12 protein-coding genes are annotated in these 17382 nt (G+C 50.2%); 10 read left to right on the forward strand and 2 right to left on the reverse strand.

The genetic code is table 11. The annotated features are described in order from the left end of the window. The 9 genes from FS806_RS25655 to FS806_RS06020 all read left to right on the forward strand — a co-directional run. On the forward strand, positions 1 to 335 hold a 335-nt coding region (locus FS806_RS25655; protein ID WP_186328224.1), incomplete at its 5' end, for a hypothetical protein. Between the two features lie 308 nt (positions 336 to 643). Further along, a complete protein-coding gene (locus FS806_RS05985; RefSeq protein WP_144933671.1) occupies positions 644 to 1663 on the forward strand; it encodes an aldo/keto reductase in 1020 nt (339 codons plus the stop codon). A gap of 9 nt (positions 1664 to 1672) precedes the next feature. After that, positions 1673 to 3187: a leucyl aminopeptidase gene (locus tag FS806_RS05990; protein ID WP_144933672.1), complete on the forward strand. Its 1515-nt coding sequence runs from the start codon at positions 1673 to 1675 to the stop codon at positions 3185 to 3187. 310 nt (positions 3188 to 3497) lie between these two features. Next, positions 3498 to 5099, forward strand: a complete 1602-nt coding sequence (locus tag FS806_RS05995) for an ATP-binding protein (RefSeq protein ID WP_186328225.1) — start codon at positions 3498 to 3500, stop codon at positions 5097 to 5099. 417 nt (positions 5100 to 5516) lie between these two features. Then, positions 5517 to 7139, forward strand: coding sequence for a hypothetical protein (locus tag FS806_RS06000; protein ID WP_144933674.1), 1623 nt, complete (start codon positions 5517 to 5519; stop codon positions 7137 to 7139). A 68-nt stretch (positions 7140 to 7207) separates the two neighbouring features. Further along, entirely contained in the window at positions 7208 to 8182 is a 975-nt protein-coding gene (locus tag FS806_RS06005) for a polysaccharide deacetylase family protein (protein ID WP_144933675.1), read from the forward strand. 142 nt (positions 8183 to 8324) lie between these two features. Then, positions 8325 to 9692 carry an FG-GAP repeat domain-containing protein gene (locus tag FS806_RS06010; RefSeq protein WP_144933676.1) on the forward strand — a complete coding sequence of 456 codons (1368 nt, stop codon included), beginning with the start codon at positions 8325 to 8327 and terminating at the stop codon, positions 9690 to 9692. 149 nt (positions 9693 to 9841) lie between these two features. After that, entirely contained in the window at positions 9842 to 10528 is a 687-nt protein-coding gene (locus FS806_RS06015; RefSeq protein WP_144933677.1) for a response regulator transcription factor, read from the forward strand. Continuing rightward, positions 10507 to 11910, forward strand: a complete 1404-nt coding sequence (locus FS806_RS06020; RefSeq protein WP_260981995.1) for a sensor histidine kinase — start codon at positions 10507 to 10509, stop codon at positions 11908 to 11910. Before FS806_RS06015 ends, FS806_RS06020 begins: the two co-directional genes overlap by 22 nt. 100 nt (positions 11911 to 12010) lie before the next feature. Here FS806_RS06020 and FS806_RS06025 read toward each other — a convergent pair whose 3' ends face one another. After that, positions 12011 to 13138, reverse strand: coding sequence for an SGNH/GDSL hydrolase family protein (locus tag FS806_RS06025; protein ID WP_260981996.1), 1128 nt, complete (start codon positions 13136 to 13138; stop codon positions 12011 to 12013). Positions 13139 to 13477: 339 nt separating this feature from the next. Between FS806_RS06025 and FS806_RS06030 the strand changes: the two genes are divergently transcribed. Continuing rightward, positions 13478 to 13981 carry a zinc ribbon domain-containing protein gene (locus tag FS806_RS06030; RefSeq protein ID WP_144933679.1) on the forward strand — a complete coding sequence of 168 codons (504 nt, stop codon included), beginning with the start codon at positions 13478 to 13480 and terminating at the stop codon, positions 13979 to 13981. 61 nt (positions 13982 to 14042) lie between these two features. Here FS806_RS06030 and FS806_RS06035 read toward each other — a convergent pair whose 3' ends face one another. Next, positions 14043 to 16397 carry a YcdB/YcdC domain-containing protein gene (locus FS806_RS06035; RefSeq protein ID WP_144933680.1) on the reverse strand — a complete coding sequence of 785 codons (2355 nt, stop codon included), beginning with the start codon at positions 16395 to 16397 and terminating at the stop codon, positions 14043 to 14045. Positions 16398 to 17382: the final 985 nt, after the last annotated feature.

Here is a 17382-nt window from a genome sequence, read left to right on the forward strand (position 1 = left end):
AACAGGAGAAATGGAATAAGGAGCAGGAAAAGCAGCGGCAGGAACAAGAGAAGGAGAAAGAAAAGGAACAGGAGAAACGGAGTAAGGAGCAGGAAAAGCAGCGGCAGGAACAAGAGAAGGAGAAAGAAAAGGAACAGGAGAAACGGAGTAAGGAGCAGGAAAAGCAGCAGAAGGAACAAGAGAAGGAGAAAGAAAAGGAACAGGAGAAACGGAGTAAGGAGCAGGAAAAGCAGCGAAAGGATCAAGAGAAGCGAAATAAGGAGCACGAGAAATGGGAGGAAATGAATCTGGACCAGCTTCCCGCGTATAAAGTTTTTTATCACGGCTACAAGTAGAAACCGGGCCCCCGAAAGGGTCTTTTTGCCATTTTGGACAAGATCATAGAAATCGGTTTTCTTTATCCCGAGATATACTTATACATAATCTTAAATGGACCTCCTGATCGCTGCACGGGTTGCCCTAAAACAAACAAAAGTGCAGCATGAATTGAAACAAACTTTGGAGACTGCTTTGGCAGCTCCTTTTTTTCTTTAAACCGTCCGCCAGGCTCGACTTATGATAAAATATGTTTATCTCATTGTTTAGTATACAAGGTATAATAATATGGCTTAAACTCTATACTCTAATAGTTAGGGGGAGAACGATGCGGTACAGCATTTTCGGCAAGACCGGGTACAAAGTATCCTCATTAGGGTTCGGGGCCATGAATTTGCCCGGGGTTCCCTACGAGCAAGCGGATAAAGCATTGAATTATGCATTGGACCAAGGAATCAATTATATAGATACGGCGGCAGCATATCGGAATAGCGAGGAGATCATAGGCCGGTCGATCGCCGGACGGCGGGATGAATACTTTCTGGCCACCAAGACGAATAAACGGGATTACGAGTCGGCCAGGCAGGAGATCGAGAACAGTCTGAACAAGCTGCGTACCGATACGATCGATTTGCTGCAAATTCATTATGTCAATTATGAGCATGAATTTGAGAAAGTTATGGCGGAGGATGGCGCCTATCGGGCCGCTTTGGAAGCGAGGGGGGCCGGCAAAATCCGGTTTATCGGAATTACCGGCCATCGGCCGGATCTATTGACCCGATGGATTGAATCCGGCAGCTTCGATCAGGTTTTGTTCCATCTAAATCTCGCCCAACCTTTTGCCCTGGAGCAATTGATTCCTGCGTTAACCCGGAAGCAGATGGGGAAGGTGGCCATGAAGCCATTGTCAGGAGGCTTCATTCAACCGGTAGAGAAAGCGATCCGCTATCCCTACAGCCAGGACGTCCATGTTACGATTTCGGGGATGGTCAGCGTGGATGAGGTTCGCGAGAACCTTAGGGCGCAAGAGCAGGAAGTAGGTACCGAGGAGCGGGAAGAGCTGGAATCCTTGGCAATGGAATTGGGCGGGCACAATTGCCGGCGCTGCAATTACTGCTCCTGTCCAATCGGCATTCCTATCCCGGATGTCATGATCTCCAGTCGAATTCGCAATCATTTTGGACTTCTTCCCAAGGGTGATGCCTTCTACCAGAAGCATAAGGATAAATTATTTTCGTGTGCCGATTATGAGCCGTGCAAAGAACAGCCGTTATGTGAACAGAAGTGTCCTTACCATCTCCCTATGCAGACAGTTATTCAGCAATCGGTATCTTATTTTTCTAATTGAGGTGACGGTATGAACGGATGGAATAGCACTGACTCCCGGCTCTTCTCGTGGACCTATGACAGTCCTGAAGCGGGGAGTCCCGACCGGAACGAGGCACTGGTTTATTTCATGAGTCAGGAAGAAGCACCCCCGCCGCTGCTGAGGCAGGAGCTGAAGGATGCCATTGTTGGGTTATCGGAAGCGAAAGTGTTTGCAGCCGGGAGGGGGGAAGCGGAAGTGCTGCCCACCCTTGGGTTCAACCCTTATCCGCAGATCATTATAGCTGGTTTGGGCCCTAGTGGTGCCGATGCTCAAGCATGGCGTGAAGCAGCGGCAGCGGCTGTCCGCAAAGCGCTGGCAAGGGGGATCGGCAAACTTGCGATTATGACAGATAGCGTGGGTAAGACGGAGAGCGATCCGCTAACCCGGATTCGGGCACTGACGGAAGGCTTTATGTTGGGAAGCTACTATAGACAAACCTACAAGAAAACAGCCCCTTCCCGTGTGCTGCTGGAGCAAGTGAAATATTATGTCACGGATAAGGCTGAAGAAGCCAAGCTGCAAGATGCGATTCAAACAGGCTGTATCTATGCATCGGCAACCAACTATGCCCGGGATTTAACGAATACGCCGGGCAATGCGTTCGTTCCGGAGACCATGGCCTCGGAAGCAAAGCGGCTTGCCGAAGCTTATGGCCTGGAATGTGCAGTTCTCGATGAAAAGCAGCTTCTGGAGCAAGGGATGCTTGGCTTATATAACGTCGGCAAAGGAAGCATTCACCCGCCCCGGATGATTGTCTTAAAATACCAGGGGCTGCCGGAATGGAAGAACGTTCTGGGGCTCGTCGGCAAAGGCGTAACCTTCGATACGGGCGGCATCTCCTTGAAAAAAGCGGACGGCATGGACGAAATGATTAGCGATATGGGCGGCGGTGCTGTCCTGCTTGGAGTCATGAAGGCCATCGGGGAAATGAAGCCCCAGGTCAATGTTCTGGCGGTTATACCGTCGGCAGAGAATATGCCTTCCGACAGGGCGCTGAAGCCCGGTGATGTTATTTCTACCCTTAGCGGCAAAACCATTGAGGTTACGAATACCGACGCCGAAGGAAGGATCATCCTGGCCGATGGCGTAACCTATGCTAAACAGCTCGGCGCCGGGCGCATTATCGATGTGGCTACCCTGACAGGAGCCGTTCTCGTTAGTCTAGGGGACTTGGCGACGGGGGCGGTTTCGAATAACGATGCTTTTATGAAGGAATTGCTGCAGGCCGCGGAACGAAGCGGAGAGAGGCTGTGGCAGCTGCCTGCATACCCCGAGTATAAGGAAGCGTTGAAAAGTTCGGTCGCCGATATCAAAAATTCTACGGTCAACCGTTGGGCAGGGGCGATCACCGGGGGATTGTTCATAGGCGAATTTGCCGAGGACACGCCGTGGATTCATCTGGACACGGGAGGCACGGCCTATTTACTGAAGGAACGGGGAGTCGATCCCGAGGGAGGCACTGGTGCAATGGTCCGTACCCTGCTTCATTACATCGTTCATTAAGAAGCCGGACTACCGTCCAATTATGGAAAGCACTCATAGTTGAGCCAAGGCTCGTGAGTGCTTTTTTTGTTGTTATAGAGAGTTGACTGGAAGCCCCAGGACTTTTAAAAGTCTTATTTTTAAAAAAGAGTTCATTCTAATGCTAAAGTACTATATAATAGGAGATAAAATATGACAAAATTCAACTAATATTTATGAAATTTTCCAACCTAATGGCCGCTGTCCATTAGCCTCGTCCAGGGGCAGGGTCTGTAGGATAACGGGTAGTCATCCCTTAGGCAAAGGTCGGAAAAATACGAGGATGATCGATGTGGGAAATAAACAATCCTTGACTCGCCGTATCGAGGTGAGCGGCTCCTTTATCAGTATTGGTTTCTGGCTTATCCTTGCCGTCCTTTTCTATACCACACCTTTAATCTCGGCCTTAGGATTAGATGCAAACCGGATTGCTCCTGTTTTTGTCTATGGGGCAAGCACCCTAATTTTCCTTCATGCTGCGTCGTTAATTGTGCCAAGGTCGGCAAATATTCACCCGTTGTTGTCGAAATTTGCGGTATTTTGGGGATATGTTCAAATCCTGTGGCTCATTCTGGCCACCGGAGGGAGCAACAGTCCTCTATTATCGCTTATTTATTGTATAGTTATCCATTCATCAATTTATTGGGGAAGGCGGATAACTTATATTCTTGCAGGAAGCCTTGCAATCGTGTATGCGCTTCAGTTAGCAGCGAGCGTCCCGGAACCGGCTGCCATTGTTAATTTCGTCACCCATTTCCTGGTGCTGATGGGACTGGCATGGCTGAGCGGCCTAATATCCGTACGTGGAGATCGACAGCAGTCAGATCAGCACAATAACGAATCTGGTGTGAAGCTATTCCAGTGTGAGTACATCGATAGCTCGCCTGTACCGGTTGTATTGCATTCTCAAGGAGAAATTCTATATGTGAATCCAGCGGCAGCGGAATTGCTCGGGGCTTCCGCTCCGGCGGAGCTGTCCGGCCGATCCATCTTTGAGCTTATTCCGGAGGGAGAGGGCGAGAAGCTGAGAAGGAAGCTGGAGCGTGCCGGTCATTCGTCCATGCAAACCAGCATAGATGAGTTACAGGCGGTTCGGCTGGATGGCCGGACGATTCAACTGGAGGTTCTGTCGAAATATGTACATCATCACACGGGGCAGACTCTCATCCAAAGTGTTCTGAGGGATACTACCGAGCAGAAGAGGAAGGAAGAACTGATTCGCCGTTCGGAGAAGCTCTCCGTGGTAGGGCAATTGGCCGCCGGAGTAGCCCATGAAATCCGGAATCCCCTCACGTCATTGATGGGGTTTACCCAGCTTCTCAAGTCGAAGAATGAGGATAATCATAAATTTTTCGATATCATGCTGTCAGAACTACATAGAATCAACAGTATCGTGAACGAATTCATGGTTCTATCCAAACCGCAGAATGTCAATTTTCGTATGACATCGGTGACTTCGATTTTAAAGAGTGTCATTTCACTGATCAATACCCAGGCTATTATGAGCAATGTCCGGATCACTACCGGATTTGAGCCGGATTTGCCTCTGTTATGGTGCGACGAGAATCAGCTTAAGCAGTTGTTCATTAACCTGCTGAAAAATTCGCTGGAAGCGATGCCGGATGGAGGAGCGGTCCGAATTACGGCTGAGCATGGACTACCGGATAAATTAATCATCAAGGTTATAGATCAGGGGATCGGGATTCCCCAGCAATTCATGACCAGAATCGGAGAACCTTTCTTTACGACCAAAGATTATGGCACCGGACTGGGCTTGATGACATGCTGGCGCATTGTAGAAGCCCATTGCGGGCAATTAAACATCAAGAGCAAGGTGAATGCCGGGACTACGGTGGAAGTATCTCTCCCCCTTACTTCGAATGCCGGCTCATAATCTTATGAACGAACGCCATCCTTCCGAGCTAGACGAATTCTTTGCTTGGAAGGATTTTTTACCACATTAGAAAGTTTAAGTTCATTAAAGCATTAAAATGGAACGACTTTCTAATTGGCATAAAAAGCCACCTCTAATACCGGGTTATTCATCTTCGAAGAGGCTCCGTTAGGAGCTTTTTTTATCATTCGACAGATTTCCTTCTTTTCTAATCCATCACGTCTTATACTTAATAAAGTGATCGACATCATCCGAAATTTCTGGAATTCCCCGAGAGCTTTCGACAATCTTTTCAAGACCTCCTCAAGAATCGGTTTATGCAAATATTTGTAATGGTTCCGTAACTACTTTCGACTCTATTCGCCTTACTATAAAACTATTGAACTTGCAATTAGCCGGATGGAGAGAACTGAAATTATGAAAGCTTATTTGAAGTATACCAGCGCTGCGCTCATAGGCGGAGTAGTTGCGGCTGGAATGATGATGTTCTGGCATCCCGGGGATGTCTCACCGGATCCTGTTCATCCTGTCGAAATCGCTCGAGCTTTGCCGGAGGAGGAGAAGGATCAGGAGCAGCGGGTCCTGTTGGCCTTCATGGAGAAGGATGTGACAGGAGACGGGCTTGCCGATCTAATCTCTTTGATAGGAGCTAAGAGGGACCCGGAAGATTCATCTGTATACGATGTACAGGTCGTGGTTCAGGACTTGCAGGAGAACCGTTATGTCCAGGTACCGATAGAAGCAGATTATCCGGCCTACAATCCACGAATGGATCTTATTGATTTGGACAGGGATGGAATTCCGGATTTATTCGTGACGATAGACGGTAATCCTCAAGGGGAAATCCAATCCTATAGTTTGCTCACATTCAAGGAAGGCCAGGCAGCCAAGCTGGTGCAATCGGATCAGTTAAATGCGGGTGTCGATTACCGCGTTCTCTTCCAGGATGGATTTAAGGCGGAGCTGACGAGACTTCCTGCCGGAGAGACGGTCGTTATCGATATCGAGTCCCGCAAAGACGAGCACATTAAACGGGAAATCTACGATGAGAACGGTAAATTGCTCCAACCGTTAGAAGGCAAGGTTCAGCGCTACTCCTCGTTGATTCCAGTTCAGAAGGCGGATGGGACCTATTATTTGGAAGGCCGTCAATATGTGTACGGCTTTGCAGCGAGCGACCGGTTGGCGGCCATTACGTCCCGTTGGGCGGTTCAGAACGGGCTGTTTCGGCTGACAGAGCTGGACGTGAAGCCGTATGACTGGGATAATGAGCCGTCGCCCCTATACGCGGTAAACGATAAATTCGAGGAACCGATTCTCGAGCAGGCCGATAGCGGGCCATATTTCATTCTGGATTCCAAGTATGCGGATGTTAACGGGGACGGCAGCCGGGATCACATTGTTCTTCTGGGCAACAAGATCGATGCCGCACAAGAGCTCTATTCATCAATTAAGGTAGCGATAAAATCAAGTTCCACCGGGGAATGGAGCACCAGCTCCGTGGGAGAGATCGATAGCGCCTATAACCCAAAGATATGGATAGGGAGATTTACTGAAGAGAGCATTAAAGATATTTTCGTCACCCTTCCCCATTCCCGGTATCCGGGCAAGCTGGGTGGGGGCGCTTATAGCTTGCTAACATTCACTGGCGGCGAGCTTCACCCTATTGTGGATCAGAAGCAGTTAAATGAAGGATTGCAGTTAGATGTTATATTCAAGAACGGTTATAAAGCCGAAATAACGAGCAGGGAAACCTCCAGGAAGGAGACAGTGGATGTATATCCTTCCAAAGAACGATACGTCCGTGCGCTTGTCTATGATCCGCAAGGAAAGCTGATGCAGCCTGCGGAAGGGACAGTCGGAGGATTTGTCTCCCTGGTGCCTGTCGATACAAACGGCGACGGAATCTATGATTTGAAAGGGACACAGATCGTCTCGGGTGCCATTCATACCGAGGATCTGGCGGCTGTTGAGTCCGTATGGTCCGTGCGCAAGGGCCGATTGGAGCTTGTGGAGGAGGCATTTACGGAGCGGAAATAATTGGAGGAACTCTAGAATACCCTTGGAAGTTACATAAAATATGAATGGATATTGGGAGTAGGGGAAACATGAAAAGAAGAAAAAGAAGAATTAATTGGCGGCGGTTTAGTTTAGTATTGTTGTTTATTCTCGTTATTTCTATAGGGTATAATAGAGTGGAAGCATTGATTGCCGGCGGGGGAAGCAAGGCGGTGACCGGAAGCCCGGCTGTGAATGGGAAAGAGCTTGACGGGAGTGGTTTGACAGGCGAGACACCTTCTCCGGCACCGGAGGCGGCAACGTCCTCCCCACCGAAGGCTACCCCGACTCCGACAACGGATACCGGGAAGGCGGTACCCCCCTCACCTTCCATTTCACCATCGCAGACGCCGAATGCGGATCCTTCGCCTTCAGCCCAGCCTGACCGGCAGGAAGAACAGACGTCTCCGCCGCCTCAGGGAACGGGTGCTGACGAAGCCGGGGAAGAGAAGAGAATTGCCCTCACCTTCGATGACGGTCCGGATTTGAAATGGACTCCCCAAATATTGGAGATATTAAAGGAACGCAACATCAAGGCAACCTTCTTTCTCGTAGGGAAGCAAGCGGAAGCTTATCCCGAAATGGTCCAGCAAATAATCGATGAAGGTCATCTTGTAGGGAACCATACATGGGGGCACGAGAAGCTCACGGAATTGAACACTAAGGAAGTCGGTCATGCCATCGACCGGTTGAGTGATTTGCTATTTCAGATCACCGGACAGAAGATCAGTCTGTTCAGGGCGCCTTATGGTGCCATGTCCGATAAGGTTCAATCCGTCCTGGACGATAAGGGATACCAATTGGTAGGATGGACCGTTGATCCTCGGGATTGGGCAGGCACCTCACCGGACGAAATGATGAACATCGTCAAGAAGCAGGCGAAGCCCGGCGGCATTGTGTTGATGCACAGCTTTGGAGGAAAGAACAGCGATTTAAGCAATACGGTGGAATTTCTTCCTCAATTGATAGATTATCTGCAGGAGGAAGGTTACACAATCGTAACCGTTCCTGAATTGTCTCCATGAGAGATTGTTATCGGACCTGGCCGCTTTTCCAATGGGAGGCGGCCGGGTGTTTTGATTTACCGGACCTGGTTTGGTGCTGCAGACTTAGGATAGATAGACATCCATGCTCTTCATGTCCGGATAAATCGTAAGGAGGTTGATTATGTCCAACAAATGGATAACCGGTGCCGCCATTCTCTGCTGTTTGGGGTTGGTCTCCGGATGCAGCTTTGCTGTACCGCCGGTTGACTTATTGAAAGCCCCGTCGGTCACGGCTGATTTGCAGGAGATGAGGCTGGCTGTGATCGAGCACCTCCCTTCAGGGGCGAAGCTTACTCTGCCGGCCCACTCGCCGGCAGGCACGGCGGCAATCAATGAAATAGATCTGAATGGGGACGGACAGAATGAAGCGGTCGCATTTTATAAAAAGGAAATGAACCAATTCGAGCTCGGGGCTATTATCCTGAGCAGAAAGAATGGCAAATGGGAGAAGATGGCGGAAATTCAGGAGCTGGGAAGCACCGTTCATTATCTTGATTTTCAGGACGTAACAGGTAACGGGGTCAAAGATATGCTTGTCGGCTGGAGCGGCGGGGAGGAAGTCAAGAAGGAATTAACGGCCTACTCCTTCGAAGGAACGTCAGCCAGAGAAATCGGCCGGCATTCCTACACCGAGCTGGCTGTTGGCGATTTGGATAACGATGGTGTATCGGAAATTGTGCTGTTCCAGTTTGACCGTACAGAGCATGTATCCAAAGCAGAGTTATATCGATTTATTGAAGGAAAGCTCAGGCCGTCGGATAGGCTGGCATTGGACGGAACCATCAACGGGTACTCGCAGATTCTGCTGGGGAATGCTACGGAATCGCGTAAAGGAATATTTATTGATGCAGGAGTGGGCGCACACTCCTCCCAGACAACGCTGTTGGTGGTCGAGGACGGCCGTCTTCGCAACGTCTTTGCCGGGAGGGGCAGAGCCCCTGAAGCGATTTTCAACCCTTACACCGTCACAAGCGAAGATATTAACAATGACGGGATCATCGAAATCGACTTAATGAAGCAGCCCGTGGGAACGGAAGAAATGCCGCTGGTCTCCATCCCCTGGATTCATTCCTGGCATCAATGGGATGGGCAGGAAAGCCTTAAATGGGTACGAGACAGCTATTTTGATTTCTCTGCGGGATTTCGCCTCGATTTTCCAGAAAGTTGGCATGATCTGGTGACGATTAGAAAAGCCGAGGAAGCCTCTCCGGGCTCGATTGTTATTGAATATATCGGAGCGGGAGAACATCGTAAGCAAGAGCTGCTGACCCTCACTTACTTCCCGCGCAATCAGAAGCAGGAGAAGGAGAAGGAATGGAAGGAGAAGCAGGCGATTATTGTTCCGTTGGGAGAAAGGAATGATAAATCCTTCATTGCCGTTCTGCCCGAAGGCAATCCCAACCTTCCGGATAAATATGCCCGAGAGTACGAAAGATTGCGAATTGATGCACAGCAGGCACGGGAACTGTTTCACTTCGTTCACTTATAACGGCAAGGTGCCTTTATAGACGCGATTTCACAATGATTGAAATAATTGTTAGATACGGAATGTGAACGGCCCAATATTCGTTATACGAAAGGGAGCGGTCAAGCTGCGATTTTGACAAAAGGGTCTAATAGACAGAAAGGATGATGGAGATGAAGGTGCTCATTCTGGAAGACGAAGAGGCTATCCGCGGATTTGTACGGATTAATTTAGGCCGAAACGGCATTGAAGTGATTGAGGCGGAAACCGGCGAGGAAGCCCTCGAAAAATTGGAGCAGGAAGCAGTGGACATTGCCATTCTCGACGTCATGCTGCCGACCATTAGTGGATTTGAGGTATGCGAGCGAATCCGAAAGCTCTACCCGGACATGGGAATTATTATGTTAACGGCTAAAACTCAAGATACGGATAAGGTGACCGGGCTGCAGCTCGGGGCGGATGATTATGTCGTCAAACCGTTCAGTCCAACCGAGCTGGTGGCTAGGGTCCAGGCTCTGCAGCGCAGGCTGAACTCTTCCCATCCTGCGAAGAATGAACTGGAATCCGGTCCTTTCTCTATTTCCCTAGACGAACGCAAGCTATACAAGAATAGAGAGGAAATTGATGTAACGCCTACGGAATTTGCCATCATGAAGCTTTTTATGGAAAATGCCAATAAAAGTGTCAGCCGGGACGAGATTCTGGACACCGTCTGGGGCAAGCACTATATAGGCGATTTAAAGATTGTGGATGTTAATATCCGCAGAATCCGGCAAAAAATCGAAGCTGATCCGTCCCGTCCCAAATATATTGAAACGGTCTGGGGATACGGATATTTATGGAAGGGACATCCGAATTGAAAACGATCAGAGGCAGAATGATGTTAGGTTACGGCATAGTCATCCTCGGAGTGGTTCTTATTCTGGGAGTGCTGTTTGTCGGAACCGTCAGACAATATTACTACGGAAGCGCGACCCAGGCGCTCAGTGAAAGAGCGGCTGTATCCGCCAGATTTTACGGTCAATATTTGGATGAATATTCCCTGGGGGACCAATCCAGATACATCTTCGAGAATGAAATTACCGAAGATTTCACCCGAGTGGAAGTGATCGATTTATACGGAAATCTGGTCATCGATTCCTATGGCCTACCGCCTGGGAAAAAAACGCCCACCCCCGATATTCAAGCCGCTCTGAAAGGTTCTGCGGAAACCTGGATGGGCATCGATCCCGATACGAAGGAACGAATCCTGGCCTTATCCCAGCCGTTGATGCAGGATTCCCGCATGATCGGCATTCTTCGCTATACGACATCCATCAAGAGAGTCGATGAGGTGCTGAACAAGATAACGGGCGCGGCAATCGGGGTCGGTCTGGCGGTTGTCTGCTTGTCTCTTCTCGTCAGTTGGTTAATGGCCCGGCGAATCGTCAGCCCGATAGGAGAACTGACGACGGTAGCCAAATATATGGCCGGAGGGGATTTCTCCCGCAAGGCGGAGAAGCGGTATGATGACGAAGTCGGCCATCTGGCCGATACCCTGAACTATATGGCGGAAGAGATCGTTCGCAACGAGAAGCTGAAGAACGAATTTATATCCTCGGTATCTCATGAGCTGCGCACGCCGCTGACATCCATCAAAGGATGGAGCGAGACGCTGCTATCCGGCGGCCTGGAGGAGAAAGAGGAGACGAAATTGGGGCTGGGAGTCATTACGAAAGAAACGGATCGGCTCATCGGACTGGTTGAGGATCTGCTGGATTTCTCCAAGCTTCAGTCGGGAGGCATGGGTATCCGTTGTGAGCTTGTCGATATCAACCGGCTGGTGGAGGAAATCGGGGAGCAGTTCATCGCAAGCGGTAACCGCCACAAGCTGAATATTGAGGTGGAGCTGGGGGAAGGGCCGCTTGAACTGACAGCGGATCGCAATCGGCTCAAACAGGTCATGGTTAATTTGTTGGATAATGCCATCAAATTCACTCCGGAAGGCGGGACCATCCGGCTGACGACGGCCCGGGAGGAAGAGGAGGTTCGAATCCAGGTAGAGGATACCGGGGAAGGTATTCAGGCGGAAAATATTAAGCGGGTTACGGAAAAGTTTTTTAAAGGCACGACCCGCTATCCGGGAAGCGGCCTCGGACTGTCCATCTGTAAGGAGATCGTGCAGCTTCATAAGGGGAGAATGGGGATCAGCAGCGTATTCGGCCAAGGGACGATCGTTACGATCTGGCTGCCCCTCCATTAATTCAATCGGCCGGAACAGGCGCGAAGCATGGAAATCGCCGCGCCCTGTTCCGGCCTTGTTGTCATACGGAGCCAGCCTTGCCAACGGGCGGACCCGTCAATTACTTCGTCGGGGGATGGTCTTCCAACAGCTCCGCCACCACTTCGCGAATAAAAGGGTTTAATCCGTCGGCCATCAGGAGAAAGCCAAGGTCGGTAGGATGAATCCCGTCTACCGTGCATTCGTGATAACGGTCACCTAACAGGGAGGACCCGTCATAGAAATGAATGCGGCGATCCCCATTTTCTCTAAGCTGCTCGACGGTTTGCCTCTGGAATTCAAGGTTGGCGAGACGATTGGCGTTAAGCCTGGAGTCGAAGCGATCCATCGAATATTGGATTCTCGACACAACGATAATAGGCACCTCCGGATGCTTTTCGCGTAAAATACGGATAAACTCGGGCAATGTCTCACGAAGCTTCTCCGGACTGACTGAATTGGCCTCGTAATCGAGGATATAGCACCCCGGATTCTCTATTTCGCCAATAATGCGAGCCAATTCCGGTTCGCCGCGTCCGTTCCCGGAGAAACCGAGGTTGACGAATTCCAAAGGGATGGAACGGCTTAATATATTGGGATAGGCCATGCCGGGACGAGAGGCACACCCGCCTTGGGTAATCGATGTCCCGTACAGGATGACTTTCTTGCTGCTTGCATAAGGCGAAGGGGCCTGGACAAGGGCATCCGCCTCCAGGCCGAGCTCCACTTCCTCGACTCCCTGGTATAGCGGGAAATACAGGGTGACTGCGCGCATTTGCTTGCTTTCCAAAGCAAACAGATCCACCTCGTACTCGGTTCGGGTATGATCGTACTTGGATGTGCTATAGAAGGTGAACTCACCGTTCATCCCCAAATAACAATCGAATCCGCATTGGCCGGTAGAGGGCATATGGGGCATATTGGCCGGACCCGACAGACGGACTCTGATCGAAAGCTTGCGTGAGTCGGTCATGAAGGCGATTTGTCCCCCGGCAGTGCAGTTGGCGAGAGAATCCACCGCAGGTGGAATCGGCCATGGAGAAGCTACGGGCAGTCTCCGGTATTTGCCGTCCTGCCGGAGCCAGGGGAAGCCGGAAATGCGGAAGGGCGAATGAAGCGGGGACAGCCATACCAGTCCGGATTGTGCTTCGGTATGAGGCTTCATCAAACGATCCAGTTGCGAAACTTCCATGGGCTTGGATTGGGTCACTTTATAGGGTTCCTCCTTTAAAGCAGGGATAATTTGTATCCGTCGAAGGGGGGGGCAGAGTCCTTCGCTGCTATGTATTAGAAATTTTATCCTTATACCTCAGTTTGTCGGGTAGTGCTATTGGTTGTCAATCCCGATTATTTCGTTTCCCGCAAATATTGTAATGAAAACGAAATATTATGAAGGGGATCATAATCGTTAACCATACCCCGGTAAACCGGATCATAAGCTGTAGTAGGAGCGTATATAGGGCAGCAAGAGTAATGGTCACTTGCACCCATAGTTACCGTATCGCCGGAGATAAAGAGCTGGAATGAATAAGAACGGGGGAAGACGAAGATGAAAGGGTTCTTGAACAAATTCAAGGAAGGCGCTGCAGAAGCGGCGAAGATGGCGCAGCAAACGCTCGAAATCACTCGGATGAAGGCGCAAATTTCCACAAAGGAACGGGAAGTGGAGAAATATTTCGAAGCGATTGGAGAGGAAGTCTTCAACGCCTATACCGTCAAGGATTTATCCCAGGCGGAGCCTTTCATTGAGGAGGCGGGCAAACAAATCATCCGGATTCGCCAGGAAATCCGGGAGCTGGAGCTGAAAATCAAGGAGGTCAAGCAGATCAAAGAGTGCGCATGCGGGCGCAACGTTCCGTTAGAGGCCAATTACTGTCCCTCCTGCGGATACCGATTTGAGGAGCGGGAGCCGCCCAAGCTTATCTGTTCTTCCTGCGGCACGAGGAATGAAGCGGTTTCGAAGTATTGCTACCATTGCGGTCAAAGTATGGAGCTCAGGCAGCTTCCGGAAAAGGACGATTGGGAAGAGAGAGACACGGAAGGCCCGCTGTAATCAACGCGGACAGAAAAGCATCCCCCGATGCAGGATCGCCCGGGGGATGAGGGGAACAAGATTAATAGTATTGGATCGGGGTGTCTCGTAGAGTCGCCCTTTTCTCCAGATAGCGGTAGAAGCTGGTCGCCGCCTGCGCGCGGCTTACCTTCTGTTCGGGTTGGAATCGGCCGTCCTCCGATGTCGTAAGGATGCCCAGACCGAGCACAAGCGCGACCTGCCCCTTAAGCTGGATCTGGTCGGCATCTGCTGCGGATAACCGGAACATATCCGGATGCTCCGCCAGCTTGCTGTACCCAAGGGCCCGGACCAGAAGAGCCGCCAATTCTTCCCGGTTCATATGGCTATCGGGCTGGAACGAGGACTGGCTCCGGTCGATCAGGTTCGCGTCAACTGCCGCTTCGACATAGGAGAAGTATGGGGAAGAGCTGCCGACATCGGCAAACGTCGCTTTGCGGCTCTGGTCGAAATAAGGGACGAAGCCGCCGCCATTGCGGGCGATGACGAGCATCTTGATCATCTCTCCGCGTGTAATCTCCTTGTCGGGATAAACCTTGCCGTCCACGACATCGATGGCGTTGTAGTCCATCATCAACTGCAATTCCTTGCGTGCCCAATGATTTTCCAGATCCGACGCCTGCTGCTTCTCCGGATTGGCCGGCGATCCGTCCTCCCGGCTGCGCCATTGCCCGGTGGAAGCGTCCAGGAACAAGCCGTCCAACGGATGCTTGGGCACCAGACGGTAAACCGGCTTGGCGGATTTCGCTTCCTCCTCAGACGTAGAGGACTTAGTCCATATGATGGGAACCGGGTAGCCCGGGTTCATCGGAATGACGTATTGCAGCTGCAGGTCATAATGGGACAGCAGTAGGGACAGGGCTTCTTTGTCATCCATCAGCTCAGGCACGTTCTCCGGATGCGGAGAAGTATACAGGTTGGTCCAAACGCCGCTTACTTCTCCCGTTGCGCTGTCAATTTGTACGCTAATTCCTTCCGATTCGGTTGGTATGCCGTTAATGAGCTGCTTGAAAGGGACAATGACCGATTCGGCCATTCTTATTTTTTCCGCCGGGAAGTCGTTAAACGCCTGCTCGTCGACCGCCAACTGATTGCTGTAGTGAGGATACAGGCTTTGAACGAATTCGATGGCGGTTTTCTTGGCGGTTTCCGCATTTAACTGGCTCTCCTGCTGTTCAGACTCTTTGTCCAGCACAATCGGCCGCCCTTTGTTGAAGGAGAGGATCTCCCCCGTCGAGCTGTTGACCGAGGCGTAAATCCAATATTCGTCCTTGCCGCCTTCTTGAGGGGCCTTCCAGTTCAAGTTCCAGGTGGCCACTCCTGAATCCACATTTTCGTTATAGTATGCATCCGTCAGTTCGGCATTCTCCGGCAGCGAGAGCAGCTTCCTCACCTGTTCCTCTGCCTGCTTTTCCGTTAACTGCAGATTGGAAGGCGGCATCGGAGCGAGCGGTTTATCGGTTAGCGGAGAGTAGCTGACCGAAGCGGAAGCCGGTTTGCCCGCTTCATTGATGAATTTTCCGGAATTGGCGTCCAGCAGCACATTTCTTAACGAATAGGTTAGCGCGGGCTCCCACTTTTTCCCCCTGCTATTTCCGTTCATAAGATAGTTCAAATGGGGCTTGGCTTGTTCTTTAATGATTTGCAGAGCCTGCTCCTGGCTAAGGGCGGAAGCGGCCTCCTCGAATGATAGCTGCTCCTCCCAGTAATACTCGTATTGAGTCATATTCCCGTTCGAATCGATAGTAAACTGGATGTAGTTCCCGGGGAAGGGAATCCCGTTCACCAGCCGGTCATATTTGATCGAATAAGATACATTGCCGTCCAGCGGCGGCTTCGCCCATTTTTCCATATCTTCGTTGTAGCGAACGGCGTCTTTCAGCTCCGGATTATACCGTTCCAGTAATTGTCCGGCAATGGTCTTGGCCTCCTGCAGTTCTACCTTGGGAGGGAAGGAAGGGCGGTTTTCCGGATCATTGACATATTTGCTTATGTGGCTGATCTTTCCGGTTTCCGCGTTGACGGTCACTTGAATATTTCCGTAGTAGCGATCCTGCTCCTCTTTGACAAAGCTCAGGCTCCAGGCGCCGGTTTTGCCGGTCGCTCCCCAGGTATTGAAGCTGATGTTCTGAAGGGAATAATCTGCCGGCACATCCGCAGAGGCTTTGGCCAGCTCGATGGCCCGTTCTTTACTGATCTTGGCCCGTGCGGCCGCTTCCTCATTGGCTTTATCCGATGCTACGTTATCTGCAGGCAATGCAGGGGACTGAAGAACCGTTACGGCTTTAGATGAGGTGTGAGAAGCAGAGACCGGCTGATCCGCATAAGCCGAAGGAAGTAATGAAAACATCATGGCTGTTGTCATACCAAATGCAAGCAGAGTTTTCGGTGCTTTCATGAAGCAAGCCTCCTCGTATTTGTACTAATCTTTACCAATATTACGGACGCAATAGATTATAAAAAGGTTGCACGCGTTCTTGAAATAACGGACAGCTATCCATTGGCGACAGCTAGGGCATGAAGGGCTTGTTTCAGTGAAGCTTCCTTAACCCGGCAAGCGATCCCGGGGCCTTATGGCATCGGTTAAGTAAAGGAAAGAACGGTTATAACTATTCTTTCGCTTGTACCTGAACCGAGGAAATAGTAAATTAATGGTGCCGGCAAATTCCGAGGAAAGGAGTGTGATCGGATTGATTACAATAGCTGAGGTGGTCTCCGTTTAATACGGAGATTCGATCGGCGGGGGTCCTCGCGGGCCCCCACCCTTTAGATCCCCACAAGTGACGCATAGCCTCCGAAGCGTATTCCATCCGCACTCTAACGGAGTCAGCGTCTAAACCTTCCTTAACGCGGTCGATCTTCGTGACTTTGCTTCGGTTAAGGTTTATACAGTACATTGCGGGGAACCCAGAACTTATAATTTTCTATATTATGAGAAAAACTCCTATCGGAGTATTTCATAGATGAACGACCGCGTTTAGAGGTTGTTTTTATCGCCAAATAGAATTTGAAGTTATTCAGGACGCAATAACTTATAAATTCTATTGTGGTAAAAAAAGAAATTAAGCTCTTGATCGGCTTCCAAATACAATTTATAATGGAAATATGTAGTTTAAATTCTGGTGAAAGGAGAAGATAGCAATGATTCAAAAAATTCGTTTTATCCAAGGGGTTCTAACTGAATAGCTTTGCATTATCTGTAACCGTCACCTGAATGATATAGGCATCACCGACAGGCACGATTGGGTTATCGTGTTTTTTTTGTTCTTTTTTTTCCTTATCGAACGCTGGGCATATACATAATATATAGGATCTCGGAATAAACCGGGCGATTGAGGCTCAATTTGGGGTGCTTGAGTTAAAATTATCGATGTAAACGTGTT

This window comes from Paenibacillus sp. 32O-W (assembly GCF_007679495.1).
GTDB lineage: Bacteria > Bacillota > Bacilli > Paenibacillales > NBRC-103111 > Paenibacillus_L > Paenibacillus_L residui.